23 protein-coding genes are annotated in these 24,119 nt (G+C 69.8%); 10 read left to right on the plus strand and 13 right to left on the minus strand.

The genetic code is table 11. From position 1 onward, the window contains the following. The first annotated feature begins 97 nt into the window (after positions 1-97). From E3O60_RS10340 to E3O60_RS10350, 3 genes are read left to right on the plus strand one after another with little or no spacing between them, the layout of a single operon-like run. The gene (locus tag E3O60_RS10340; RefSeq protein WP_134407928.1) at positions 98-1,291 is read left to right on the plus strand and encodes a Gfo/Idh/MocA family protein; all 1,194 of its coding nucleotides are present in this window, start codon (positions 98-100) and stop codon (positions 1,289-1,291) included. After that, the gene (locus E3O60_RS10345) at positions 1,288-1,992 is read left to right on the plus strand and encodes a ThuA domain-containing protein (protein ID WP_088457601.1); all 705 of its coding nucleotides are present in this window, start codon (positions 1,288-1,290) and stop codon (positions 1,990-1,992) included. Before E3O60_RS10340 ends, E3O60_RS10345 begins: the two co-directional genes overlap by 4 nt. Next, positions 1,971-3,077, plus strand: a complete 1,107-nt coding sequence (locus tag E3O60_RS10350; protein WP_088457600.1) for a Gfo/Idh/MocA family protein — start codon at positions 1,971-1,973, stop codon at positions 3,075-3,077. Before E3O60_RS10345 ends, E3O60_RS10350 begins: the two co-directional genes overlap by 22 nt. 56 nt (positions 3,078-3,133) lie before the next feature. On the opposite strand, the gene E3O60_RS10355 is transcribed toward E3O60_RS10350, so the two are convergent. Genes E3O60_RS10355 through E3O60_RS10365 form a run of 3 tightly spaced genes read right to left on the minus strand, consistent with a single transcriptional unit; the run spans position 3,134 to position 5,867 of the window. After that, on the minus strand, positions 3,134-3,613 hold the full coding sequence (locus E3O60_RS10355; protein WP_088457599.1) for a 2'-5' RNA ligase family protein: 480 nt from the start codon (positions 3,611-3,613) through the stop codon (positions 3,134-3,136). Then, on the minus strand, positions 3,613-5,145 hold the full coding sequence (locus tag E3O60_RS10360; protein WP_198415711.1) for a cell wall metabolism sensor histidine kinase WalK: 1,533 nt from the start codon (positions 5,143-5,145) through the stop codon (positions 3,613-3,615). The genes E3O60_RS10355 and E3O60_RS10360 overlap by 1 nt, the downstream gene beginning before the upstream one ends. After that, positions 5,142-5,867: a response regulator transcription factor gene (locus E3O60_RS10365; RefSeq protein WP_279327056.1), complete on the minus strand. Its 726-nt coding sequence runs from the start codon at positions 5,865-5,867 to the stop codon at positions 5,142-5,144. The genes E3O60_RS10360 and E3O60_RS10365 overlap by 4 nt, the downstream gene beginning before the upstream one ends. A 221-nt stretch (positions 5,868-6,088) precedes the next feature. On the opposite strand from E3O60_RS10365, the gene dnaK reads away from it, so the two are divergent. From dnaK to E3O60_RS10390, 5 genes are read left to right on the plus strand one after another with little or no spacing between them, the layout of a single operon-like run. After that, the gene (dnaK, locus tag E3O60_RS10370; protein WP_103460304.1) at positions 6,089-7,957 is read left to right on the plus strand and encodes a molecular chaperone DnaK; all 1,869 of its coding nucleotides are present in this window, start codon (positions 6,089-6,091) and stop codon (positions 7,955-7,957) included. Next, positions 7,957-8,589, plus strand: coding sequence for a nucleotide exchange factor GrpE (locus E3O60_RS10375; RefSeq protein ID WP_134498020.1), 633 nt, complete (start codon positions 7,957-7,959; stop codon positions 8,587-8,589). Before dnaK ends, E3O60_RS10375 begins: the two co-directional genes overlap by 1 nt. Further along, entirely contained in the window at positions 8,582-9,589 is a 1,008-nt protein-coding gene (locus E3O60_RS10380) for a DnaJ C-terminal domain-containing protein (protein WP_088457595.1), read from the plus strand. Before E3O60_RS10375 ends, E3O60_RS10380 begins: the two co-directional genes overlap by 8 nt. An 8-nt stretch (positions 9,590-9,597) precedes the next feature. Then, on the plus strand, positions 9,598-10,011 hold the full coding sequence (locus E3O60_RS10385; RefSeq protein ID WP_088457594.1) for a heat shock protein transcriptional repressor HspR: 414 nt from the start codon (positions 9,598-9,600) through the stop codon (positions 10,009-10,011). Between the two features lie 50 nt (positions 10,012-10,061). Continuing rightward, the gene (locus E3O60_RS10390; RefSeq protein ID WP_088457593.1) at positions 10,062-10,985 is read left to right on the plus strand and encodes a LysR family transcriptional regulator; all 924 of its coding nucleotides are present in this window, start codon (positions 10,062-10,064) and stop codon (positions 10,983-10,985) included. Between the two features lie 16 nt (positions 10,986-11,001). Here the strand turns inward: E3O60_RS10390 and E3O60_RS10395 are convergent, their stop codons facing one another. From E3O60_RS10395 to E3O60_RS10425, 7 genes are all read right to left on the minus strand, one after another. Continuing rightward, complete coding sequence (locus E3O60_RS10395) at positions 11,002-11,304, minus strand: putative quinol monooxygenase (protein ID WP_103479922.1); 303 nt, start codon at positions 11,302-11,304, stop codon at positions 11,002-11,004. Continuing rightward, positions 11,301-12,185 carry an aldo/keto reductase gene (locus E3O60_RS10400; RefSeq protein WP_103479921.1) on the minus strand — a complete coding sequence of 295 codons (885 nt, stop codon included), beginning with the start codon at positions 12,183-12,185 and terminating at the stop codon, positions 11,301-11,303. Before E3O60_RS10400 ends, E3O60_RS10395 begins: the two co-directional genes overlap by 4 nt. Positions 12,186-12,213: 28 nt before the next feature. Further along, positions 12,214-13,215 carry an NAD-dependent epimerase/dehydratase family protein gene (locus E3O60_RS10405; protein ID WP_241983686.1) on the minus strand — a complete coding sequence of 334 codons (1,002 nt, stop codon included), beginning with the start codon at positions 13,213-13,215 and terminating at the stop codon, positions 12,214-12,216. Beyond that, positions 13,212-14,183 carry an aldo/keto reductase gene (locus E3O60_RS10410; protein WP_088457589.1) on the minus strand — a complete coding sequence of 324 codons (972 nt, stop codon included), beginning with the start codon at positions 14,181-14,183 and terminating at the stop codon, positions 13,212-13,214. The genes E3O60_RS10405 and E3O60_RS10410 overlap by 4 nt, the downstream gene beginning before the upstream one ends. Positions 14,184-14,276: 93 nt before the next feature. Continuing rightward, positions 14,277-15,236: a hypothetical protein gene (locus E3O60_RS10415; RefSeq protein ID WP_134407933.1), complete on the minus strand. Its 960-nt coding sequence runs from the start codon at positions 15,234-15,236 to the stop codon at positions 14,277-14,279. A 142-nt stretch (positions 15,237-15,378) separates the two neighbouring features. Next, the gene (locus E3O60_RS10420; protein ID WP_134498022.1) at positions 15,379-16,323 is read right to left on the minus strand and encodes a carbohydrate kinase; all 945 of its coding nucleotides are present in this window, start codon (positions 16,321-16,323) and stop codon (positions 15,379-15,381) included. 60 nt (positions 16,324-16,383) lie between these two features. After that, positions 16,384-16,947, minus strand: coding sequence for a dihydrofolate reductase family protein (locus E3O60_RS10425; RefSeq protein WP_103460360.1), 564 nt, complete (start codon positions 16,945-16,947; stop codon positions 16,384-16,386). A gap of 159 nt (positions 16,948-17,106) precedes the next feature. Here E3O60_RS10425 and E3O60_RS10430 point away from each other — a divergent pair, with 159 nt between their 5' ends. Together E3O60_RS10430 and E3O60_RS10435 are read left to right on the plus strand one after the other, a co-directional pair. Next, entirely contained in the window at positions 17,107-18,672 is a 1,566-nt protein-coding gene (locus E3O60_RS10430) for a carboxylesterase/lipase family protein (protein ID WP_134498023.1), read from the plus strand. Positions 18,673-18,849: 177 nt separating this feature from the next. Further along, positions 18,850-19,233, plus strand: a complete 384-nt coding sequence (locus tag E3O60_RS10435) for a cupin domain-containing protein (protein WP_103479915.1) — start codon at positions 18,850-18,852, stop codon at positions 19,231-19,233. On the opposite strand, the gene E3O60_RS10440 is transcribed toward E3O60_RS10435, so the two are convergent. The 3 genes from E3O60_RS10440 to E3O60_RS10450 form a co-directional block, all read right to left on the minus strand. Then, positions 19,230-19,730 carry a glutathione peroxidase gene (locus tag E3O60_RS10440; protein WP_088457584.1) on the minus strand — a complete coding sequence of 167 codons (501 nt, stop codon included), beginning with the start codon at positions 19,728-19,730 and terminating at the stop codon, positions 19,230-19,232. The genes E3O60_RS10435 and E3O60_RS10440 overlap by 4 nt on opposite strands. Positions 19,731-19,807: 77 nt before the next feature. After that, positions 19,808-20,680, minus strand: coding sequence for a DUF1206 domain-containing protein (locus E3O60_RS10445; RefSeq protein ID WP_088457583.1), 873 nt, complete (start codon positions 20,678-20,680; stop codon positions 19,808-19,810). Between the two features lie 8 nt (positions 20,681-20,688). Further along, on the minus strand, positions 20,689-24,039 hold the full coding sequence (locus tag E3O60_RS10450) for a DEAD/DEAH box helicase (protein ID WP_134498025.1): 3,351 nt from the start codon (positions 24,037-24,039) through the stop codon (positions 20,689-20,691). Positions 24,040-24,119 lie beyond the last annotated feature (80 nt).

Below are 24,119 nucleotides of genomic sequence, written 5' to 3' on the forward strand. Positions count from 1 at the left end.
CCACCATTTTTGCGCAAAAAAGTGCCGGGGTGGTGCTGGTGCTGCCATCCTCGCAGAGGACAAGCGTCCGACGATGGTGTCGACTGAAGGAGCGCGAATGGCAGACCAGACCCCGCTGCGGGTGGCGTTGATCGGAACCGCGTTCATGGGCGCGGCCCATTCGCAGGCCTGGCGCACGGCGCCGAGGTTCTTCGACCTTCCCCGAGAACCCGAAATGGCGCTGCTCGTGGGCCGGTCCGCTGACACCACCGCCGCGCAGGCCACAAAACTGGGCTGGCAGGAGTGGTCGACCGACTGGCGCGAAGCCGTCTCCCGCGACGACATCGACGTCATCGACATCTGCACTCCGGGTGACACCCACGCCGAGATCGCCCTGGCCGCCCTCGCGGCCGGCAAGCACGTGCTGTGCGAGAAGCCGCTGGCCAATTCCGTGGCTGAAGCCGTGGCGATGGCCGACGCCGCCGAGCAGGCCGCCCAGTCCGGCGTGCTGTCGATGTGCGGCTTCAGCTACCGCCGCACGCCGGCGCTGGCGCTGGCCCGCCGGTTCATCGCCGAGGGCCGGTTGGGCGCTATCCGGCACGTGCGGGCTGACTACCTGCAGGATTGGCTGAGCGATCCGGCGGCCCCGCTCAGCTGGCGGCTGGACAAGGCCAAGGCCGGCTCCGGGGCGCTCGGCGACATCGGCGCCCACAGCATCGACACCGCGCAATGGCTCACCGGCGAGAGCATCACCGAGGTCTCTGCGACCCTGCGCACCTTTGTCACCGAACGTCCGCAGCGCGGCGCGGCGGCCGGACTCGGCGGTGTCGCCGACCCCGACGCGGCCCGCGGGCCGGTCACGGTCGACGATGCGATGGCGTTCACCGCCACCTTCTCCGGCGGGGCCCTGGGAGTGTTCGAGGCCACCCGGATGGCCACCGGCCGTCGCAACGCGAACCGCATCGAGATCAACGGTGAGAGCGGATCGATAGCCTTCGACTTCGAGCGGATGAACGAACTCGAGTACTTCGACGGCCGCGGTACCGACCCCGAGGCCGAGGGTTTCCGCCGCATCGTCGTCACCGATCCCGTGCATCCCTACGTCGCCAACTGGTGGCCCACCGGGCACGGCCTCGGCTACGAGCACCAGTTCACCCACCAGATGGTCGATTTCGTGACCGCCATCGGCGCCGGAACCGCGCCCTCGCCGGGCTTCGGCGAGGCGCTCGATGTTCAACGGGTACTCGCCGCGGTCGAGGCGAGCGCCAAGGCCAGATCCCAGACGACGCCCGTGGAACGGAGAACCGCATGACCCAGCACAACGCCCTGATCGTTCGAGGAGGCTGGGACGGCCACCACCCCGTCGCCGCCACGGCGATGTTCCTACCGTTCCTCGCCGCACACGACTACTCGGTGCAGATCGAGGAATCACCCGAGATCTACGCCGACGCCGAGCAGATGGCCCGGTTCGACCTCATCGTGCAGAGCGTCACGATGAGCGAGATCAGCGGCGACCAGGTCGCGGGACTTCGCGCGGCGGTGGCCGCCGGCACCGGTCTCACGGGCTGGCACGGCGGCATCGCCGACTCCTTCCGGGCCTCCGCCGACTACCTGCAGCTGATCGGCGGACAGTTCGCCACCCACCCGGGCAAACCGCCCGCGGACCGGGTCGATGGCGCGCAGGAGAACAACTACCTGGACTACACGGTGCAGATGACGCCGCTCGGCCGGGAGCATCCGATCACCGCCGGCCTCGCCGACTTCGACCTGTGCACCGAGCAGTACTGGGTGCTGCACGACGACCTCATCGATGTGCTCGCCACGACGACCCATCCGGCGCCCGACTGGGAGCCCTGGCACCGGCCCATCACCTCGCCGGCGGTGTGGACCCGGCTCTGGGGCACGGGTCGCTTATGCGTCAGCACCGCGGGGCACAGCCCGGAGGTTCTCGCCGACCCCAACGTACGCACCATCATCGAAAGGGGCATGCTGTGGGCCACCCGCACCGCCTAGGAATCGTAGGCCTGGGCAACATCTCGGCCGCCTACCTCGACACTCTCGCCGACAGCGCCCAGATCCGGATCACGGCGGTCGCCGACCTCGACACCGCCCGGGCCCGCACCCTGGCCGACCGGCTGCCGCACGCGCGAGCCCTGTCGGTGTCCGAGCTGGTCGCCAGCGACGAGGTCGACACCGTGCTGAACCTCACCATCCCGGCCGCGCACGCCGAGATCGCGCTGACCGCGATCGGCCACGGCAAGAACGTCTACGGGGAGAAACCGCTGGCCGCCCGGATGGCCGACGCCCGCGAGATCGTTGCCGCGGCGCTTGCCGCCGGGGTGGGCCTGGGCAGCGCGCCGGACACCGTTCTGGGTACCGGGGTGCAGACCGCTCGTCACGCGATCGACGACGGCCTGATCGGGCGCCCGCTGGCCGCATCCGCCGTCATGGTGACAGCGGGGCACGAACGCTGGCACCCCAGCCCCGACTTCTACTACCAGAGCGGCGGCGGCCCGCTGCTGGACATGGGCCCGTACTACGTGGCCGCCCTGGTGCACCTGCTCGGGCCGGTGCGCTCGGTCACCGGCGCGGCCAGCCGGCTGCGGGGCACGCGCACGATCACGCAGGGCCCGCGGGCCGGCGCGGTGATCCCGGTCGACGTCGACACGCACATCACCGGGGTGCTCGAGCACGACAGTGGCGCCCTGTCCACGATCACGACGAGCTTCGACGGCGCCGCCACCGACGCGGCCCCCCTCGAGGTGCACGGTGAGAACGGCACCCTCTCGGCGCCAGACCCGAACCGGTTCGACGGCGAGACGCGCTTCTTCGAGCTCGGGGCCACCCAGTGGCGGCCCCTGCCGACGGCGGCCGGTTACCTGGACAGCGCCCGCGGTATCGGCCTGCTCGACTTCATCGCGGCCGGCCCCGACCGTGCGGCCCGCGCGAACGGTGACATCGCGCTGCATTCCCTCGACGTGATGACCTCGCTGCTGCAGTCGGCCGCCGAGGGGCGCCGGCTCGAGCTGACCACGACGACCGAGCGTCCCCTCGCGGTGCCGCTGACCGCCCGGGAGGTCTGGTCGCCGCGCGAGTGACACCTCGCGGACGGTGAGTCAAGCCCCGAAACCCTCTGGTTTTCGGGGCTTTTCTCTCAGCTCGCGAAACTGGTGGCGGCCAGGACCGTGCGGCCGGCCTCGTGTGTTCGGGGGAGCATGTCCACCAGGGCGATTTGACCGAGGGTGAGGGACTGGCCGGGGTGAAGGCGGGCGGGCGGCTTGTGCGTCACATGGGCGCGGAAGCCGTCGCCGGTGAAGGCCGGTTCGTCTGGAGCGGCGGCGAACGGCCGCAGGGTGTCCACCAGGGTGTGGTGCAGCCGGGTGAGTCCCTCGTGCGGGAGCAGCATTGTGACGGGGATGGTGTGCCGCCGCCCGAACAGCGCGTCCTCGCCGGCGACGACGGTGAGCGGCGCCTGGTTCTCGACGGCGAGACGGATGGCGTGGCCGACGTCGCCGGGGTCGGCATCCGTGAGAAACGGCGCCAGCACCGTGACGTGCAGGGGCCATTCGGCCACGGCGAAGCCGGCGCCCACGCGCAGCGGCACCACGGGGAGCACCACCACCAGTCGGGGCATCACGGGCGCCGGGTGCCCGGGGTGGGCAGGGTGACTGTGAAGGCGGTGCCCGCGGGGGAGGACCGCACCCGGATGGTGCCTCCGTGCGCCTCGGCGATCGACAGGGCGATCGCCAGGCCCAGGCCGGTGCTGCGGGGGCCGCCGGACACCTGGGTCCTGGAGGCATCGCCGCGCGCGAAGCGTTCGAAGATCACCGGCAGCAGATCCGCGGTGATGCCCGGCCCGTCATCCTGCACGCTCAGCTGCACCGGCATGCCGGGCGAGCCCACCCGCAGCCGGGCGGTCACGCTGCTGGCGGGCGGGGTGTGCACCCTGGCGTTGGAGAGCAGATTCGCCACCAGCTGGTGCAGGCGTTCCCGGTCGCCGCGCACGACCACGGCAGTGTCCGGCACCTCGGCGAGCCAGCTGTGCGACGGCGCGGATGCCCTGGCGTCGTTCACCGCGGTCAGCAGCAGGTCGGCGAGGTCCACGTCTTCCACGTGCAGGTCCTGGCCCTCGTCGAGACGGGCGAGCAGCAGCAGGTCACTCACGAGCGAGCTCATCCGCCGAGCCTCGGATTCGATCCGGGCGAGCGAGTACTCGGTGATCTCGGGCAGCTCGGCGCTGTCCTGCCGGGTCAGTTCGGCGTAGCCCTGGATGGCCGCGAGCGGGGTGCGCAGCTCGTGGGAGGCATCCGTGACGAACCGGCGCATCCGCCGGTCGGTGGCGGCCCGCACGCTGAGGGCGGTGTCGACGTGGTCGAGCAGTTGGTTGAGGGCTTCACCCACCTTGCCCGTCTCGGTACGGGGATCGGTGTCTGCGGCCGCGAGGCGGGTGGAGATGCCGTGGTCGCCCACGGCCAACGGCAGCGCGGTCACCTCGACGGCGGTCTCGACCACCCGGGCCAGTGGGCGCAGGGCGAGTCGCACGACCAGAATCGTGCCCAGCACGGTTCCGGCCAGCGCCAGCACCGTGAAGACGGCGATGGCCAGGCCCTGGCGCAACAAAGCCATCTCGGCGGCCTCGAGCGGTACGCCGGCCACCAGCAGCTCGCCGTCGTTGACGACTGTCGCGACGCGGTAACTGCCGAGGTCGCCCAGGTTCAGGCTTCGGTTCTCGCCGCCCGACTCCAGATCGGTGACGGCAAGCTCGATCGCCTCGATCGCGTCGGTCGAGAGCACAACGGCGCCGGTGCCCGAGAACAGGGCGGAGTCGGCGACCACACCATCAGCGACGACCGCGATCACGGTGCCACGCCCGTGCCCGACAAAATCGACGAAGGACTTGGCCACGCCGCCGCCGTGCCCGTGCCCGCCGACGGCGGGCGGACCCCGGTACTTGTCGACAGACTGGCTCAGCGCCGACAGCGACGCCGTGAGCTGGGCATCGGCCACGGTGTTCGTGGAGGTGCTCAACACGGCGATGCTCAGCAGGCCCATGCCCAGAAGCACCGCTGCCACGACGCCGGCGATTCCCACCACCAGTCGGCGGCGGAGTGTCCAGGGTGCCGCTCCGCGCTCGGGGGGAGCCGTAGACGAACCGACCGCGCTCACTCCGCGGGCCTCAGCATGTAGCCGACACCGCGCACGGTGTGCAGCATCGGGGCGCGTTCCGCATCGATCTTCTTGCGCAGGTACGACACGTAGAGGTCCACGATGCTCCCGCGCCCGGCGAAGTCGTAGTTCCAGACCTCGTCAAGGATCTGCGCCCGGCTCAGCACCCGCATCGGGTTGCGCATGAAGTAGCGCAACAGGTCGAACTCGGTCGTGGTGAGCATGATGTCGGCGTCGTCGCGACGCACCCGATAGCTGGTTTCGTCCAGGGTCAGGGTGCCCACCACCAGCGCGGCCTGCTCCTCGGGGACGGCCTGCACGGTGCGGCGCAGCAGCCCGCGCAGCCGGGCCACGAGCTCCTCGAGGCTGAACGGCTTGGTCATGTAGTCGTCACCGCCGGCGGTCAGGCCGATGATGCGGTCGTCCACAGAGTCCCTGGCGGTGAGGAACAGGGTCGGCGTGGTGGAACCGCCGGAGCGCAGGTGGCGCAGCACGCTCAATCCGTCGGTGTCCGGCAGCATGATGTCCAGGATCACGACGTCCGGCCGGTTGTCCCGGTAGGCCCGCAGGGCGGCCTGCCCGGTGTGGGCGACGTCCACGATCCAGCCCTCATAACTCAGCGCCAGGCTCACCAGATTGGTGAGGGTGTCCTCGTCGTCGACGAGGAGAACCCGGATGGCGGAGCCGTCGAGCCGGGAGATCCGCGGGAGCTTCGCCAGCACGGCGCGTCGGCGTACGGAGTCCGCGGCGGGATCGGGTGAGGTCGAGGGCGGCACACGTTATTGTCCCACTTCTTGTGAGAACGCTGGGAGTTGAGCCTCTCCGACTCAACTTTGGCGACCCCGGCTTGACTTAGGTTTTTGGGCGGTGGCACACTTGAGCCAGCAACACTCAAGTCTTTGAAACAGGCCTTGAACCCAAACTTTGAAGGAGATACTCTCACATGGCTCGTGCAGTCGGCATTGACCTCGGAACCACCAACTCGGTGGTGGCCGTACTCGAGGGTGGAGAACCCACCGTCATCGCAAACGCTGAAGGCTTCCGCACCACGCCTTCCGTGGTCGCGTTCACCAAGGACGGCGAGGTACTCGTCGGCGAGACCGCCAAGCGCCAGGCCGTCACCAACGTGGACCGCACCATTTCGTCGGTCAAGCGCCACGTCGGCACCGACTGGACCGTCGACATCGACGACAAGAAGTACACCCCGCAGGAGATCTCCGCCCGCATCCTCGCCAAGCTCAAGCGCGACGCCGAGCAGTACCTGGGCGACAAGGTGACGGATGCCGTCATCACTGTTCCCGCGTACTTCAACGACGCCGAACGCCAGGCCACCAAGGAAGCCGGCGAGATCGCCGGCCTCAACGTGCTGCGCATCATCAACGAGCCCACCGCGGCCGCCCTGGCCTACGGCCTGGACCGTGGCAAGGAAGACGAGCTCATCCTGGTCTTCGACCTCGGTGGCGGAACCTTCGACGTCTCCCTCCTCGAGGTGGGCAAGGACGACGACTTCAGCACCATCCAGGTGCGTTCGACCTCCGGTGACAACCGCCTCGGCGGCGACGACTGGGACCAGCGCATCGTTGATCACCTGATCAAGCGCTTCAAGGACTCCACCGGCGTCGACGTCTCCAAGGACAAGATCGCCAAGCAGCGCCTCAAGGAAGCCGCGGAGCAGGCCAAGAAGGAACTCTCCTCGAGCATGTCCACCAGCATCCAGCTGCCGTACCTCTCGCTGACGGAGAACGGCCCGGCCAACCTCGACGAGACGCTCACCCGCGCCCAGTTCGAGAAGATGACCGAAGACCTGCTCGACCGCACCAAGAAGCCCTTCCAGGACGTCATCCGTGAGGCCGGCGTCAAGGTCGAGGACATCGCGCACGTCGTTCTCGTCGGTGGCTCCACCCGCATGCCCGCCGTGTACGAGCTCGTCAAGGCCGAGACCGGTGGCAAGGACCCGAACAAGGGTGTCAACCCCGACGAGGTCGTCGCCGTCGGCGCCGCACTGCAGGCCGGTGTCCTCAAGGGCGAGCGCAAGGACGTTCTGCTCATCGACGTCACCCCGTTGAGCCTCGGCATCGAGACCAAGGGCGGCATCATGACGCGCCTCATCGAGCGCAACACGGCCATCCCCACCAAGCGCAGCGAGACCTTCACCACGGCCGACGACAACCAGCCGTCCGTGGCCATCCAGGTCTTCCAGGGCGAGCGCGAGTTCACCCGCGACAACAAGAACCTGGGCACCTTCGAGCTCACCGGCATCGCGCCGGCCCCGCGCGGCATCCCGCAGGTCGAGGTCACCTTCGACCTCGACGCCAACGGCATCGTCCACGTGTCCGCCAAGGACAAGGGCACCGGCAAGGAGCAGTCGATGACCATCACCGGCGGCACCGCGCTGGGCAAGGAAGACATCGAGCGCATGGTTCGCGAGGGTGAAGAGCACGCGGCAGAAGACAAGCGCCGCCGCGAAGCCGCCGAGACCCGCAACGGCGCCGAGCAGCTCGCCTACTCGATCGAGAAGCTGATCAAGGAGAACGACGAGAAGCTGCCCGAAGAGGTCAAGACCGAGGTTCAGGCCGACGTCGACGCCCTCAAGTCCGCTCTCGCCGGTGACGACGACGACGCTGTGAAGACCGCGTTCGACAAGCTCACCGAGAGCCAGGGCAAGCTCGGCGAGGCCATCTACGCCTCCAGCCAGGCGGATGCCGCGGCCGGCGAGTCCGAGACCGCCGAGCCCACCGCCGAGTCGGGCAACCCCGACGAAGACGTTGTCGACGCCGAGGTTGTCGACGACGAGGACGAAGCGAAGAAGTAATGAGCGACGCCAACCGTCCGGACGAGAACCGTCCCGAAGACGAGTCTGCTGCTGCGGGAGCGCCCGAATCGGGCGCCCCCGCGGCGGGCGGGCCGGACTCCGACGCGGCCGCTCCGGCCGAGTTCGTCGACGCGGCTGACGCCGCGGGCATCGAGGAGGACGAGCTGACCGTGCAGGACATCCTGGACGCGGCCGACCTCGAGGCATCCGATCCCTCCAGCGAGCACCTCGCGGACCTCAAGCGGGTCACCGCGGAGTACGCCAACTACCGTAAGCGCACCGAGGCCAACCGGGAGATCGAGCGCGAGCGCGTCACCGGCGAAGTCGTCAAGGTACTGCTGCCGGTGCTCGACGACCTGTACCGGGCCGAGAAGCACGGCGATCTCGAGGGCGACACCGCCTTCGCGACCATCGCGGCCAAGCTGCGCGCCAGCACCGAGCGCATCGGCCTCAAGCCGTACGGCACCGTCGGCGACGTGTTCGACCCCACCGTGCACGAGGCCATCTTCCAGATGCCCACGCCCGACATCGACGTGGAAACCGTCGGCGACGTCGTCGAGACCGGCTACTACCTCGGGTCCTCGCTGTTGCGGGTGGCCAAGGTCGTCGTGCAGGTACCGAGCGATGGCTAGCCAGGACTGGTTCGACAAGGACTTCTACAAGGTTCTCGGGGTGTCGAAGGACGTCTCCGCGGCCGACCTGAAGAAGGCATATCGCAAGCTGGCCCGCAAGTACCACCCCGACTCCAACCCGGGTAACCCCGCGGCGGAGGCGAAGTTCAAGGAGATCAGCGAGGCCCACTCGGTCATCGGTGACCCCGAACAGCGCAAGGAGTACGACGCCGTGCGCGCGATGGGCGGTGGAGCTCGCTTCACCGCCCCCGGGCAGGGCGGCCAGCAGGGCGGCTTCGACGACGTCTTCGGCGGCATGTTCGGTGGAGGAGCCCGTCAACAGCAGGGCTACTCCTACGAGCAGGCCGGCTTCGACGACATCCTCGGCGGAATGTTCGGCCGTGGCGCCCAGGGTGGTGGTGGCCGGTTCGGCACCCCCACCGGAGGTTTCCGAGGCGCGGGCGGGCCGACCAGGGGGCGTGACGTGGTCGCGTCGACCACGGTCGACTTCATCACGGCCACCCACGGCGACCAGATCACCCTGCAGACGCAGGAGGGTCGGTCGATCAAGGTCAAGATTCCCGCCGGCGTGGCCGACGGGCAGAAGATCAAGCTGCGCGGGCAGGGGCAACCCAGCCCGGACGGCGGCGAGAACGGTGACATCGTGCTCACCGTCACCGTGCGCAAGCACCCGGTCTTCGAACGTGACGGACTCAACCTGCGTGTGAACGTGCCGGTGACCTTCGCTGAAGCCGCCCTCGGTGCCACCATCGAGGTGCCCACCCTGGGCGGGCCGCCGGTGAAGCTGCGCGTGGCGCCCGGCACCCCCAGTGGGCGGGTGCTGCGGGTCAAGGGTCGCGGTGTGGTCACCCCGAAGGGCACCGGCGACCTGCTCGCCGAGGTTCAGGTGGCCGTGCCGTCGCACCTGTCGAAGGACGCCGAGGAGAAGCTGCTCGCGTTCAACGAGGCGCTGCCCAAGGAGAACCCGCGCGACGAACTGCTCGCCAGGGCCAAGGGCTGACACCGGTCATGGATGAGAACACCCGGGTCTTCGTGATCAGCACTGCCGCAGAGTTGGCGGGTATGCACCCGCAGACCCTGCGGCAGTACGACCGGATGGGGCTCGTCAGCCCCGGCCGCACGCCGGGCCGCTCGCGCCGCTACTCAATGCGCGATGTGGCCCGGCTGCGGGAGATCGCGGATCTGGGTGCCGAGGGTGTGAGCCTGGAGGGGATCCGGCGCATCCTCGCGCTGGAAGACACCGTGCGGGCCCTGGAAAGCCGGGTGGGGGACCTGGAAGCGGCCCTGGCCGACGAATTGCTCAACCGTCCGGGCCGCCGCGTCTTCGCGGCCGGCTCGGCCGGTGACGTCATCTCGATGCGCGCCGGCACCCGCACCCGCCGCTCGAACCAAGTGGTGATCTGGCGCCCCCTCGACAAGTAGCGAGACGTCGAGGCTCTGGGTGCTGCCGCACTGAGTTGTAGGGTTGCTGAATGGAACTGCGTCAGCTTGAACACTTCGTGACGGTCGCCGACGAACGTCACTTCACCCGGGCAGCCGAGCTGCTGCACATCTCCCAGTCGGGGCTGTCCGCGTCGATCCGGGCCCTGGAGATCGAGCTGGGCACCTCGTTGTTCATCCGCAGCACCCGCCGGGTCGAGCTCACGGCCGCCGGTCAGGCTTTGCTGGCGGATGCGCTTCGCACCCTGGCCAGCGCCGCAGCGGCCCAGAACGCCGTTGCCGCGGTACGCGGCCTCATGCGCGGACGCCTTACCGTGGGCGCCGAACCGTGCCTGGGCTCCGTGGACCTGCCCGCCGAGCTCGCCCGTTTCCGCACCGCGAACCAGGGGGTGGAGGTGCGCCTGCGCCAGCTGGGTTCCGTGGAGCTGATCGAGGGGGTGGCCAGTGGCACCACCGATGTGGCGCTGGTCGTGGTGACGGGGGACACCCCGCCCGGAGTGCGGCTGCACCGGTTGAGCAGTCAGAAGATGGTGGTGCTCTGCCACCCGGACCACCCCGTCGCGGCTCTGGCCGAGGCCGACCTGGAGACCCTGCGCACCGAACCGCTGATCGGCTTCCAGGCCGGCTGGGGCGCGCACATGCTCGCCCGGCGGGCGTTCGCCGCCGCCGGCTTCGAGTACCGGGCGGCGATGGAGGTCAACGACGTGCATCCGCTGCTCGAACTGGTGGGCTACAACCTGGGCGTGGCCATTGTGCCCACCAGCTTCGCGCTGAAGCGGCCCGACGACCTCGTTGCGGTGCCGCTGCCGGCGACCGTGCCCGAGTGGGCGGTGGCCGTGGCGGTCGCCGACGAGCCCAGCCCGGCCGCGTCGGCGTTCCTCGAGCAGCTGCTCGAAGACGTCGCCGCCGCGGCCGCCGCCCTCGAGCCCGTCGACGCTGTCGGCTCGGCGGCCTGACCGACCGGCTGACCGGCTAGAGGGCCAGCGGGATCCGGCCGGAGAAGACCGTCTTCACCGGCGGGGCAGCGAGAACCTCACCCAGACGACTGACACCCTCCGGCGTGGTGCGCCAGGCGGCGTAGGCGTCGTGGTCGGCGGCGGTGGCCCAGTGCTCGACGACGATCACGTGGGCGGGGTCGGCGTCGTCGACGATGACCTCGAGTCCCTCGTTGCCCGGCCAGGCGCGGGTCGCGGTGAGGACTTCGTTCAGCAGGGCCGGGACGGTCTCGAGCGCGGCCGGGTCGAGGCGCAGGTCGAGGTGCACGATGGCGGTCATGCCGTCACCGCGGCGTCGTTCAGAGCGGCCGACAGGGTGGCGAGTTCCTCGTCTGACAGGGTCAGGTCGGCTGCGCGGACCGAGTCACGGATGCTCTCGGGTCGGCTCGCACCGGGGATGGGAATCACCCGGGGCGACGCGGCCAGGTGCCAGGCCAGCGTGACGACCTGCGGGCTCACGCCGTGGGCATCCGCCACCCGCTGGAACGGCGCGAAGGCTGTGCCCAGGTCGGCGGCGGACTTGATGCCGCCCAGCGGGCTCCAGGACAGGAACGCGACGCCGAGCTCGGTGCAGAGGTCGAGCTCGGGCCGGCTGCTGAGGAACGCGGGCGAGTACTGGTTCTGCACGCTGGCGAGCCGGCCGCCGAGGATGTCGTGGGCCTCGCGGATCTGCGCCGGGTTGGCGTTGGAGATACCGGCCAGGCGGATGGTGCCGGCGTCGAGCAGGTCCCGGATGGCGCCGATCGAGTCGGCGTACGGCACCGCGGGGTCGGGCCGGTGGTGGTGGTACAGGTCGATCGCGTCGCCGCCGAGGCGCTTGAGCGAGGCTTCGGCGGCCTGCTTGAGGTACTCGGGTCGGCCGTCGACGTACCAGGTGCCGTCGCCGGGCCGCAGGTGCCCGCCCTTGGTGGCCACGATCACCCGCGACGAGTCGCCGCCCCACAAGGCGATGGCCTTTGCGATGAGCGACTCGTTGTGGCCCACCTCGTCGGCGTGCAGGTGGTACGCATCCGCGGTGTCGAACAGGGTCACGCCCTCCTCGAGGGCGGCGTGGATGGTGGCGATGGAGCGGGCTTCGTCGGGTCGGCCCTCGATCGACATGGGCATGCCGCCCAGGCCGATGGAGCTGACGGGACGGTCGCCGATGAGTCGGGTCTTCATAGGGTGTCCAATCGAGTGCTGCGGATGATCAGGAAAGAGTGGAGTGCGCGGTGACGAGCCCGTCGAGGGTGGCGTTCAGCGCCGCATCCACCACCTGCTGGTCGGGATGCGCGTCGTACCAGGCGATCGCCTCGCGGAAGCCGAGCGCGACCGGGGTGGTGCACACGAAGTCGGGCACGAGTGCGGTGACCTTGCTGTTGTCGAAGATCACCGAGTGAGACCGGTCGCCCAGCAACGGACCACTCCACTCGGGGTTGGCCGCCGCCATGGTGTCACTCGCCACGTGCACGATCTGCGGCGCCGGGGCGCCGGCGGCGCGGGCATACTCGGCGTAGATGGCGTCCCAGGGGAGGTACTCGTTCGAGGTGATGGTGAAGCTGTCGCCCACGGCCTGCGACCGGCCGAACAGGCCCACGAGCGCCTTGGCGAAGTCGGTGCTGTGGGTGAGGGTCCAGAGCGACGTGCCGTCGCCGTGGACCACCACCGGCTGACCGGTGCGCATCCGGTGGATGTCGGTCCACCCGCCGAGCAGCGCGATCTGGGTTCGGTCGTAGGTGTGCGACGGGCGGATGATGGTGACCGGGAAGCCCTGCTCCCGGTGCGCCGCCATGAGCACATCTTCGCAGGCGGCCTTGTCGCGGGAGTACGCCCAGAACGGGTTGTGCAGGGGAGTGGACTCCCGCACCGGCAGGGCGGCCGGCGGCTTCTGGTACGCCGAGGCCGAACTGATGAAGATGTACTGCCCGCAGCGGCCGGCGAACTGGGCGATGTCGGCGCGCACGTGCTCCGGGGTGAACGCCACGAAGTCCACCACCACGTCGAAACGACGCTCACCGAGCGCCGCCGCAACCGCGGCCGCGTCCCGCACGTCCACGGTGAGCACCTCAGCCGCGTCGGGAACGCTGCGCAGGGCGGACTGGCCGCGATTGAGCACGGTCAGCCGGTGGCCACGAGCCACGGCCAGCTCGGCCGCGGCCGTGCTGATCACCCCGGTGCCGCCGATGAAGAGAACACTGAGTCCGGCGCTCACCAGGCGTAGTCTTCCGGCGCGGTGCGGTAGCCGGGAAAGATCTCGTCTAGGCGCTGGAGCGCGGCCTGGTCGAGCTTCAGGTCAACGGCGCGCAGGCCGGCCTCGAGCTGCTCCATGGTGCGCGGACCGATGATCGGTGCGGTCACCGCGCTCTGGTGCATCAGCCAGGCCAGGCCCAGGTCGCCGGGCTCGGTGCCGAGTTCGGCGGCGAAGTCCTCGTACGCACCGATGGCCGCGCGGTTCTTCTCGAGCTTGTCGGCGTTGGCCCCGGAGACCCGGCGGCTGCCGTCGCGCTCCTTGCGCAGCACACCGCCGAGCAGGCCGCCGTCCAGCGGCGACCAGGGCAGGATTCCCATCCCGTTGGCCTGGGCGGCGGGGATGACCTCTCGTTCGATGTCGCGCTTGAGCAGGTTGTACAGCGACTGCTCGCTCACCAGCCCGCTGAAGTTGCGCTTGCGGGCCTCGGCCTGCGCGGTGGCGATGTGCCAACCGGCGAAGTTGCTGCTGCCGGCGTAGAGGACCTTGCCCTGCGCGACGGCGGTTTCCATGGCCTGCCAGATCTCATCCCACGGGGTGTCACGGTCCACGTGGTGAAACTGGAACAGGTCGATGTGGTCGGTCTGCAGGCGCTTCAGGCTCTCATCGAGTGAGCGGCGGATGTTGAGCGCCGACAGCTTGCCGTCATTGGGCCGGTCGGACATGGTGCCGTAGACCTTGGTGGCCAGCACGGTGTCCTCGCGCCGCTCGCCGCCCTGCGCGAACCAGCGGCCCAGGATGCTCTCGGTGGCGCCCCGGCCCTGCTTGGAGCCGTAGACGTTGGCGGTGTCGAAGAAGTTGATGCCCGCCGCCCTGGCAGCGTCCATGATGCCGAACGAGGTGGGCTCGTCGGTCTCGGGCCCGAAGTTCATGGTGCCGAGGCACAGGCGCGAAACGGACAGGCCGGAACGACCGAGGTGTGTGTATTCCATACCCTCAGGCTGCTCCGCTCGGAGCCCACTGTCCAACAGGAGAACCGGATGCGATCCAGCACTCCGCCTTCTCAATCCTGGTGAGACCGGTGCTCAGTCGGTGTCGAGGGCCCCGGGGCGGCCGGAATCACTCGGTTGCCGGCTGGCCGTGACGGCGAGCAGGTCGAGCGAGAGCCGCGGGTCCAGGCGCAGGGGCAGGTCGACGACGGCCCGGATTTCCCAGCGCACGTGCAGGTTGCCGATGGACAACGACGGTGCCGGCAGGCCCGCGGGTGTTTCGACCGTGAACGGCAGATCGACCACCGTGCCGGGGGTGAGCATCCCGGCGGGGCCCACCACGACGGCGGCCGTCACGGCTTCGGCGTGCCGGTAGCCCTCGGACTCGCTGGCGTCGGGGTCGGCGACCTGGCCGGGTCCGCCCCAGACCTCCTCGCAGCGCACCAGCTGCACGCGCACGCCCCGGGTCGAGATCTCGTCGCGGGGACGCACCCGCAGGACGCCCGTGAGCGGGGTGCCGGGTTCCAGCACCCGGGAGGACAACGCGATGAACTCCAGGGCGACCTGTCCGAGGTGTTCGCCGACCGGCGGATGGCCGATGTCGGTGGCGCTGGTCTGGCCCCAGGACTGCACGTCGATCAGTCGTTCCCGCTTGATGATCTGACCACCGGCGGCATGCAGGACGCAACGCACAGACCAGCCCACGTCGATCAGGTCTCCCCGCACCGAGGCCGGGCCGTCGGTGGGAATGCTCAGGCTGCCCGACAACACCCGGGTCTGGCCGGCCGGGATTGCACCCGGCGCTTGCACCGTGACCGTGGTGAGCAGCTCGGTGGTGCGTTCGCGGGCGGGGAACACGCCGCCGTAGATGTTGCCGCGGCCGTAGGTGTAGTTGACCTTGCGGATCAGAGTCAGCTCGGCGTGCTCGATCAACGCCGGCCGGAGCGCGGTGATGCGTATGGTGACCCCCAGCGAATTACCCTCGATCACCACTCCATCCGTGGGAGTGAGTTCTACCGAGACTTGCACTGCCGTATCGGTTGTTGTGACCGCCATGTCGCACCAAACTTCCTGTTACCCGTTGCCAGAGACCCACTCAATGGGGACAACGTAGGCACAGTAAAGCCAGGGTCGCTGCAGCGTTCAAGGGGATTGACTTGCCCCACGCTGTCTGCATCGGTGCGGTGGAAGGGGCGGGTCAGCGCGCGAACAGCTCCGCCACCGTGGGCGGGTTGGCGCCCGCACGCGACACCGTGATCGCCGCGCTCACCAGGGCGGTCTGGCCCAGGCGACCGAGGTCGGCGGCGCCGAGGGTGTTCTGCAGGATGGCCTCGGTGGCATCGTTCACGAGGATCGCGTAGAGCAGCCCCGACATGAACGAGTCACCGGCGCCGATGGTATCGACCACGGTCACCGGATGCGCGGCCAGCTCGGCCGTGGCCCCGCCGGCCCGCAGCAGGGCGCCGTCGCCGCCTCGGGTGATGGCGAACAGGGCCACCCCGGCCGCCACGTATTCCCGGGCAATCTGGTCCAGGCTCCGCCCCGGATAGAGCCACGCGGCATCCTCGTCGCTCATTTTCACCACGTGCGCGGCCCGGGAGAGCTCTTCGACGGCCCGCACCACGTCGTCACGGCTGCCCATGATGCCGGGCCGCACATTGGGGTCGTAGCTGAGCAGGGTGCCGGCCGGGGCGCCGGTGAACGCGGTCAGCACGGCCCGGACGCCGGGCTGCAGGATCGCGGCGATCGAGCCCGTGTGGATCAAGGTGCACGGGGCGGGCAGCGCCACCGATGGCAGCTCCCAGCGCAGGTCGAAGTCATAGGTGGCGGCGCCGGCCGCATCCAGGATGGCGGTGGCGCTCGAGGTGGCGCCGGTCGTGACCGACCCCGGCAGCAGGTCGACGCCGGCCGCGCGCAGGTGCCCCGCGATGATCTCGCCGAACGGGTCTGCCCCGATCTGGGTGACCAGGGTGGTCGGCACACCGAGCCGACCGAGTCCGTACGCCACGTTCATCGGGCTGCCGCCCGCGTGACTCACCGGCTCGGCGCCCGGGCGCCGCACGATGTCGATGAGGGCCTCGCCGATGACGAGGGCGCGGGTGGATGCGGCGATCGAACGGTCAGGAGCACGGTCAGGCGTCATCGTCTGGTCCAATCTGGTGGGGCCGGGGGTGCCGGCGCAGCCCCAGATTATCGTGTGCGGTCAGTGCCGTACGCGATAGCCCAGGTACACCACGCCGTTCCGGAACGCGTACTCGTCCGTCAGCTCGAGACCGAGGTGCAGGCCGTCGGGCACGGCCTTCAGGCCGCCGCCCACCACGACGGGGGAGATGAACAGCTGCACCTCGTCGACCAGCCCGGCCGCGAAGGCCTGCGCTGCCAGGTGCGGACCGCCGATCGACAGGTTGGCGGTGGCCGAAGCCTTGAGCGCCCGCACCGCCTCCGGGTCGAAGCTGCGCTCGATGCGGGTACGCCGGCTGAGTGGTTCGGCCAGGGTCCTGGAGTAGACGATCTTCTCTGCCGCCTGCCAGATCGCGGTGTAGTCGCGCATCACGGCGGGCTGGGCGTCGTCGTTCAGGTGCATGGTTTCCCAGGCCACCATCACCTCATACAACCGCCGGCCGTACAGGTAGGTGCCCACCGAACGCTCCAGGTCATTGACGAAGGTGTGCACCTCATCGCTCGGGGTACTCCAGTCGAAGTTGCCCTCGGTGTCGGCCACATAGCCGTCCAGGGAGGTGATGAAGGTGCAGATCAGCTTGGCCATGGTGTGCTCCTCGCGCGGTGAACGGTCCACGGCGAATGCTCACCGCGGTGTGGCGCATCCATTCTGCGCGCCGGACGCCGTCGGGGCCAGACCCGGCGGCGCTCTGCGCGATAACCTCAATCGCGGTGCACCACCACCGTCTCAGTGAAAGGGCGCCCCATGAACACCGTCGAGGTCACGACAACGGCGGGGATCGTCCGCGGCGTCCGGCGCCCCGGGTCGACAGCGTTCCTCGGCATTCCCTACGCCGCCCCGCCGGTCGGGGAGCTGCGCTTCGCGGCCCCGGTGCCGCACCCGGCCTGGTCCGGCGTGCGGGATGCCGGCAGCCCCGGCGCCACCCCGCAACGCATCGACGGTGGCGACAGCACTCTGGTGCCCGAGCCCAGCTTCCCGGGAGAGTCGACGCTGAACCTGAGCGTGTTCACCCCCGACCCCGCCCCGGCGCCCGCCGGTGCCGGCCTGCCCGTGCTGGTCTACATCCACGGCGGCGGCTACACCTCCGGGTCGGCAGCGAGCCCGTGGTACGACGGCGCGAACTTCAACCGGCACGGTGTTGTCACCGTGAACGTGTCGTACCGGCTCGGCTTCGACGGCTTCGGGTGGATCGAGGATGCGCCGCTGAACCGCGGCGTGCTCGACTGGCTGCTGGCGCTCGCGTGGGTACGCGACAACATCCAGGTCTTCGGCGGCGACCCGGCCCGGGTAACGATCGCCGGGCAATCCGCGGGCGGCGGCGCCGTGCTCACCCTGTTGACGATGCCGCGGGCGCAACCGCTGTTCGCGCGGGCCATCGTCATCTCCGGGGTGGCCACCTATCTCGTGCCCGACCATGTGGAGCGGACCGGTCGGCGCCTGGCCGCCCTGGCCGGCGTTGCGCCCACCCGGGCGGGACTCGGGGCGCTCACCGAAAACCAGATCCTCGCCGAGCAGCCGCGGGCGACGGCCTTCGCCGCCGGCACCCCCGCCGGGCCGCTGGGCGAGATCGCGAACGCCCTCGTCGCCGGTCTCCCGTTCGGACCGGTCGTCGACGGCGACCTGGTCCCGTTGGCCACGGTCGACGCCGTGCGGGCGGGCATCGGCGCCGCCAAGCCGTTGATGCTGGGCAGCACCGACCACGAATTCAACTTCGCCATAGCCGACCTCACCGACGAGTTGGCCGGCGAAGATGCCGCGGAAGTGCTCGGCCGTCTCGGCGTCGCCGCGCCGTCGGCGCGGGCGTACGCCGCGGCGCACGACAGGCTCGGTACCGCCGAACTGCTGGGCCAGTTCGCCTCCGACCGCGCCATCCGCGGCGTCATGCTGCGGGTCGCCGAAACGAGGGCAGAGGCCGCCACAACGGATGCGGCGCCCAGCTGGCTCTGGGCGTTCGCGTGGCGCTCGCCCACCCTCGGCGGGGCGCTGCACTGCCTCGATCTGCCGTTCTTCTTCGATGCGCTGGACGCCCCGCGGGTGGCGGCGCTGGCCGGTCCCGCCCCGTCCCAGCGGCTGGCCGACGAGGTGCACGGAGCCGCGGTGTCCTTCATCAACGACGGAGATCCCGGCTGGCCCGCCTGGACCCCTCGCGCCTGGACCACGGAGCCCGGCGACCTGGACGCACAACCGGTGCGCCGCTTCGACGACGCCCTCGTCGACATCAACGCCGACGCCCCTGGCACTGGCACCGGCACCTGCACCACGACGGTCACCGCCACGTATGCCGACGCCCGCCTGGCGTTCGGTTCCTAGCCGCCCACCTCAACCACTATTGGATGGGGAACAGTCGGTGCTCGCTCACGGAGATCCGAGCCCGGGCTTTCAGGCCTCGCCAGGTGGGTTTAGTCTGGCTCGGTCACGTGCCAGGCACGTCAGGGTGGGCCGCGTGTCCGACCTTCTTGATGGGCCCGCCAGAGTTGGGAAGACACCATGGCCACCACTGCGCACACCCTGCAGGTCAAGTCGCACAGCACGCCTGACGAGCGTCGCGCGCCGGAGAAGACTCTGCTGGAACTGAACCACCTGGACGAGTTCTCGGTCGGCCGTATGACGATGCAGCCGGGCTGGACGTGGGCCGACAACATCAAGCCGACGGTGAACACCGATTCCTGTCGCCTCCTGCACGTGGGCTACTGCCTGTCGGGCACCCTGGAGGTCATGCTCGACGACGGGGCCACGGCCACCATCACCGTCGGCGATTCCTACCTCATTCCGTCCGGGCACAACGCCTGGGTGGTCGGCGACGAACCGTATGTGGCCATCGAGATGCACAGCGCGGCGTCCTACGGGGTGCCGAACTCCGAGAACGGTTAGGCGGCGGGCTTCAGCTCCGCCAGGCCGGACTCGATAGCCGCGATGACCTCGGGGGAGTCGGGCAGGGTGGTCGGGCGGAACCGCTGGACCGCACCGGAGGGCGATATCACGAACTTCTCGAAGTTCCACTTGACCTTGCCGGCCTTGCCCGCGCCATCCGGCGTTTGGGTGAGCTCGGCGTAGAGCGGATGCTGGGAGCCACCGTTCACCTTCGTCTTCTCCATCAGCGGGAAGGTGACGCCGTAGGTGGTGGAGCAGAATTCGGCGATCTTCTCGCTCGATCCGGTCTCGCCGAGGGCGAACTGGTTGCAGGGGAAGCCGAGCACTGTGAAGCCCTGGTCGGCGTACGTGCGCTGCAGCTGTTCGAGGGTCTCGTACTGCGGTGTCAGGCCGCAGCGGGAGGCGACGTTGACCACGAGCACAACCTTGTCGGCGTACTCGGCCAGCGAGGTGGTGGAGCCGTCGGCGGCGGTGAGGGGGATCTCGCGAATGTCCATGCCCACAGAGTACTTCGAAATTGAAGCAGATCGTCGGGCCCTCATCCAACTCTCAGCCTGACTGCGCTGTTCGGCTGTTAGTGCCGCAGGAACGCCGCCCGGGCCACCAGGTACAGTCCGAAAGCGATCAGGCCCGCAGCGACGACGTTGAGCAGGATCGGGCCCGATTGCAGGGTGAGCAGGTAGCGCAGCCCGGCGTCCAGGCCACCCACCCAGCGCACATCGGCGAACACGGCGGCGGCGAGCAGTAGCCCGCCGGTGACCAGGAACGCGATCCCCTTGGTGACGTGGCCGAACACTCCCAGGCCGAGCACGATGACCTTGGTGGGCCCCCAGAGGTAGCGCAGCTCCTCGCGGAAGTTGCGTCGCAGACCACGCCAGACGAGGCCGCCGCCGATGATGGCCACGGTGCTGCCCACGACCAGCAGCAGGAACAGGCCGACGGGGCTCTCCACGATGGCGTCGTCGGCGCGCCGCACCGTCTCGGCGCCGCCGGCCCTGGCGCCGAGCGCGACCGCGAACGTGACGGTGCCCAGCAGCGCGAAGCCGAGGGCCTTGCCGACGTTGAGGCAGCGGCGGAACACGAGGACCCGTCGATTGGGCGCCACGCTGAACGCGGCGTTGGTGCCCTGCCAGAGCGCCAGGCCCCACAACGACACCGTCGACAACCAGAGCACGGCAATGCCGCCGGGGCCGTTGGCGATGGCGCTCAGCGCGCCGAGCTGGTCGGCTTCGCCGGGCTGGCCGTTCGCGATGCGCAGGCCGATTCCTCCGATCAGGGCGTGCACCAGGCCGTTGGCGAGCAGCCCGAGCCGGGCGGAGGCCCGCACCGACCGGCTGCGGTGGGCGCGCCGAGCGGCCTGCTTGAGCCGCTCGCGGGCCTCGACGGCCTGGTCGACGGCGTGATCGACAGCCTGGTCGGCCGCAGGGCCGGCGGGAATATCGGTCACGTCCGGCGCTACTCGAGCAGTTCGCGGATGTCGGAGGCTGTGAGCCCCTGGCCGGTTCCCTGGGCGCCGCCATCGGTCATGACGCTGTCGAAGAGTTTGGCCTTGACGGCCTTGAGCGCCATCACCTTCTCCTCGATCGTGTCGGTGGCCACCAGACGGTAGACCATCACGTTCTTGGTCTGGCCGATGCGATGTGCCCGGTCAACGGCCTGCGCCTCGGCGGCGGGGTTCCACCAGGGGTCGAGCAGGATGCAGTAGTCGGCCTCGGTGAGGTTGAGGCCGAAGCCACCGGCCTTGAGGCTGATCAGGAACACCGAGGTGTCGCCGTTCTTGAACCCGTCGATCGCCGCGGCCCGGTTGCGGGTGCGCCCGTCCAGGTAGGAGTAAGTCACGCCGGCGGCGTCGAGGCGGGTGCGCACCTTGGCGAGATAGCCGGTGAACTGGCTGAAGATCAGAGTGCGGTGCCCCTCGGCGACGACGTCTTCGAGAAGCTCCATGAGCACATCCAGCTTGCTCGAGGGGATGTCGGCGTACTTGTCGTCGTACAGGCTCGCATCCAGGCTGAGCTGGCGCAGCATGGTGATCGACCGGAAGATCTCGAACCGGTTCTGGTTGAGGTCGCCGAGCAGTCCGAGCACCTTCTGCCGTTCGCGCTGCAGGTGCATCTGATACACCCGGCGATGGCGCGGGTGCAGTTCGAGTTCGAGCACCTGCTCCTGCTTGGCGGGCAGGTCGCTGGCCACCTGGTCCTTGGTGCGGCGCAGCATGAACGGGCGGATGCGCCGGCGCAGCTGGCCGAGCCTGTCACCGTCGGCTTGCGTCTCGATGGGCCGCTGGTAGTAGTCGGAGAAGCGGGCGGCGCTGGGGAACAGGCCGGGGGCGGTGATCGAGAGCAGCGACCACAGTTCCATCAGGTTGTTCTCCAGCGGCGTGCCGGTGATGGCGAGCTTGAACGGGGCCTGCAGCCGCTTGGCGCACTGGTGCGCCCTGGACTTGTGGTTCTTCACGAACTGGGCCTCGTCGAGCAGCAGGCCCGCCCAGCTGACGGCGTCGTACTCGTCGAAATCGAGCCTGAACAGGGTGTACGAGGTGATCACGACATCCGCCGTGGTCACGGCCTCGGCCAGAGACGCACCGCGCTTGGCGGTGGTCTCGGTGATCGCGGCGACCGAGAGGCCGGGGGCGAACCTGGCGCACTCGGTGGCCCAGTTGTGCACCACGCTGGTGGGCGCGACGACCAGGAACGGGCGGCGTTCGCTCTGTCGTTCGCGGGCGTCGACGATGAGAGCGATGGCCTGCAGGGTCTTGCCCAGGCCCATGTCGTCGGCGAGGACGCCGCCGAGGCCGGTGTCGTAGAGGAAGCCGAGCCAGTCGAACCCGGTCTGCTGGTAGGGCCGGAGCGATGCCTGCACGGCGGCGGGCAGCTCCCGGTGCGCGATCGTGGCGCCGTCGGCGAGGCCGGCGAGGGTGTCACGCCAGGCGGCGGCCTCGGCTTCGGCACTGCCGAGGTCCTGCAGTTCCTCCCAGAGGTCGGACTGGGCCCGGTTGATGCGCAGCGAGTCGTTCGGGGAATCCTGCAGGCCGCGGGCCTCTTCGATGAGGTGGCGCAGCTGTTGCAGTTCGGGCCGGTCCAGGCTGAAGTAGGTGCCGTCCGGCAGGATCATCAGTTCCTGGCCGGTGGCCAGGGCCCTGAAGACCTCGTCGAAGGGCACATCCTCGCCGTCGACGGTGACCCGCACCGAGAGGTCGAACCAGTCCCGGCTCTCGGCCCGCGCCGAGGTGGCGAAGGTGAGGGTGGGCGGCTCGGCGGCCTCGCGGTACTCCGGGGCGTCGCCGACGAACTGCACGAGCAGGTCGTCCGTGGCCTCGAGCACCGGCAGCACGGCCTCGAGGAACTCGATCATGCGGGCGCCGTCGAGGGTGGCGTCGGCGCGCAGGATGCCCGGGGAATCGGCAGCGCCGGCTGAACCGGTCAGCTCCGCGGCGAACAAGGCCGGCTGGTGGGCGGGGAATCCCGCGAATATGCCGCTGACGGCATGCAGGATGCGGGCCTCGTCGGCCGTGTCCCGGTAGCCGGCCGGGGCGTCGTCGGTGGCCGGGCCGTGCAGGGGCGCGATGGCCGGGGCGCCCGAGGCGCCGGCACCGCCGGTGTACTGCCACTCCCAGTGCAAGCCAATGCGGGCATCCGCGTGGGCGATGATCGACAGGGCCAGCACCGGGCGGGCGGTGTCGGGCAGGTCGAACGACTCGTCGGTGCTGATCAGCGAGAGCTGGCCGCGCAGGAACGGGTAGAAGTCGGCGAGGAAGACGTTTTCCTCGTCGGGCGGAATCGTGATGGGGGTGTGCGCCGAGGCGAGAACCCGCAGGTCGCGGCCGAGCTGGCGCGCGAGTGGGGCGATGGTGAGGCGCACGTCGGTGCTGGTGGTCGTCCAGGTGAACAGGCCGTGCGCCGGGTCACCGATGTAGCCCAGGGCGCTGCGGTCGAGCAACTGGCCGCCGAGGGAGACGGTGGGGGAGAGGGTGAGGCCGCCGTGGTCGCGGCGGATGTCGAGCGACAGTTCGGCGGGTTCGTCCGAGACCGTCACCGGCTCCTGTCCGGGTGTGGTGCCGATGAAGGGGATGCCGGCCTCGCGGGCCTCGCCGAGCAGACCCCAGAGGGCGCGGTTGGCGAACCCGTCCAGGTGCAGCCACGGGTCGGTGGTCACGTGGTAACGCTGGCCGGAGGAGTAGAGCTCGAAGATGGCGGAGAGCACCCGCAACTGGGCGCGGTTGAGCATGCCGCGGGAGTAGGAGAGGTTGTCCCAGGTGAGGTTGCCGCGGATCCACTTGCCCTTCTTGCCGCGCACCATCGGGCGCACGCCCAGGCGGGCGAGCGACACGCTCGGGGCGGGCAGCCGCGCGGCGCGCGGCGGCGGCAGTAACTCGAACTGCAGGGCGAGGGCGGTGCCCGTCGGTGGCTCGGCCTCCGGCGCCCTGGTGAGCGGTGCCAGGGCACTCTGCCAGGTGGCGGGGGCACTGGTGTGGGGACGCTGGGAATCTGCCGAGCGTGCACGGGCGAGGTCGGCGGCCGTGGACCGGCTGGCCAGCAGCAGTGCGACGACGTGCTTGCAGTTCAGGCCCATCGGGCAGCTGCAGGTGCCGGATGCGCGCACCACGGTGCCGTTGGAATCCTGCTGAAAGGTCACGGTGACGTCGTAGGGTCGGGCCTGGGTGCCGCCGACGGTGCCGAGCAGGCGGCTGCCGCCCAGCTGCCAGACCTGGTCTTCAACCCGGCCCTCCTTGGCGTAACGCACCCCACGCGAATATGCCTGTGGCCCGGCGAGGCGCGCGATCTGCAGATCGCTGAGGTTGTGGGCCATAAGGTGCGGTGTCCGTGACGGTTGGGTGAAGGGGTCTCTTATTGTCCCACGCCGCACCGGCCTCGCTGAGCCGTTCGAGT

The sequence above is a fragment of the Cryobacterium sp. TMB1-7 genome (genome assembly GCF_004402435.1).
Taxonomy (GTDB): Bacteria; Actinomycetota; Actinomycetes; order Actinomycetales; family Microbacteriaceae; genus Cryobacterium; species Cryobacterium zongtaii.

Bases quoted from the DNA above. Each gene is read 5' to 3' on its own strand.
- E3O60_RS10340 (WP_134407928.1), top strand. From the start codon at position 98: ATGGCAGACCAGACCCCGCTGCGGGTGGCGTTGATCGGAACCGCGTTC.
- E3O60_RS10345 (WP_088457601.1), top strand. From the start codon at position 1,288: ATGACCCAGCACAACGCCCTGATCGTTCGAGGAGGCTGGGACGGCCAC.
- E3O60_RS10355 (WP_088457599.1), bottom strand. From the start codon at position 3,613: ATGCCCCGACTGGTGGTGGTGCTCCCCGTGGTGCCGCTGCGCGTGGGC.
- dnaK (WP_103460304.1), top strand. From the start codon at position 6,089: ATGGCTCGTGCAGTCGGCATTGACCTCGGAACCACCAACTCGGTGGTG.
- E3O60_RS10375 (WP_134498020.1), top strand. From the start codon at position 7,957: ATGAGCGACGCCAACCGTCCGGACGAGAACCGTCCCGAAGACGAGTCT.
- E3O60_RS10380 (WP_088457595.1), top strand. From the start codon at position 8,582: ATGGCTAGCCAGGACTGGTTCGACAAGGACTTCTACAAGGTTCTCGGG.
- E3O60_RS10385 (WP_088457594.1), top strand. From the start codon at position 9,598: ATGGATGAGAACACCCGGGTCTTCGTGATCAGCACTGCCGCAGAGTTG.
- E3O60_RS10390 (WP_088457593.1), top strand. From the start codon at position 10,062: ATGGAACTGCGTCAGCTTGAACACTTCGTGACGGTCGCCGACGAACGT.
- E3O60_RS10395 (WP_103479922.1), bottom strand. From the start codon at position 11,304: ATGACCGCCATCGTGCACCTCGACCTGCGCCTCGACCCGGCCGCGCTC.
- E3O60_RS10400 (WP_103479921.1), bottom strand. From the start codon at position 12,185: ATGAAGACCCGACTCATCGGCGACCGTCCCGTCAGCTCCATCGGCCTG.
- E3O60_RS10410 (WP_088457589.1), bottom strand. From the start codon at position 14,183: ATGGAATACACACACCTCGGTCGTTCCGGCCTGTCCGTTTCGCGCCTG.
- E3O60_RS10415 (WP_134407933.1), bottom strand. From the start codon at position 15,236: ATGGCGGTCACAACAACCGATACGGCAGTGCAAGTCTCGGTAGAACTC.
- E3O60_RS10420 (WP_134498022.1), bottom strand. From the start codon at position 16,323: ATGACGCCTGACCGTGCTCCTGACCGTTCGATCGCCGCATCCACCCGC.
- E3O60_RS10425 (WP_103460360.1), bottom strand. From the start codon at position 16,947: ATGGCCAAGCTGATCTGCACCTTCATCACCTCCCTGGACGGCTATGTG.
- E3O60_RS10430 (WP_134498023.1), top strand. From the start codon at position 17,107: ATGAACACCGTCGAGGTCACGACAACGGCGGGGATCGTCCGCGGCGTC.
- E3O60_RS10435 (WP_103479915.1), top strand. From the start codon at position 18,850: ATGGCCACCACTGCGCACACCCTGCAGGTCAAGTCGCACAGCACGCCT.
- E3O60_RS10440 (WP_088457584.1), bottom strand. From the start codon at position 19,730: ATGGACATTCGCGAGATCCCCCTCACCGCCGCCGACGGCTCCACCACC.
- E3O60_RS10450 (WP_134498025.1), bottom strand. From the start codon at position 24,039: ATGGCCCACAACCTCAGCGATCTGCAGATCGCGCGCCTCGCCGGGCCA.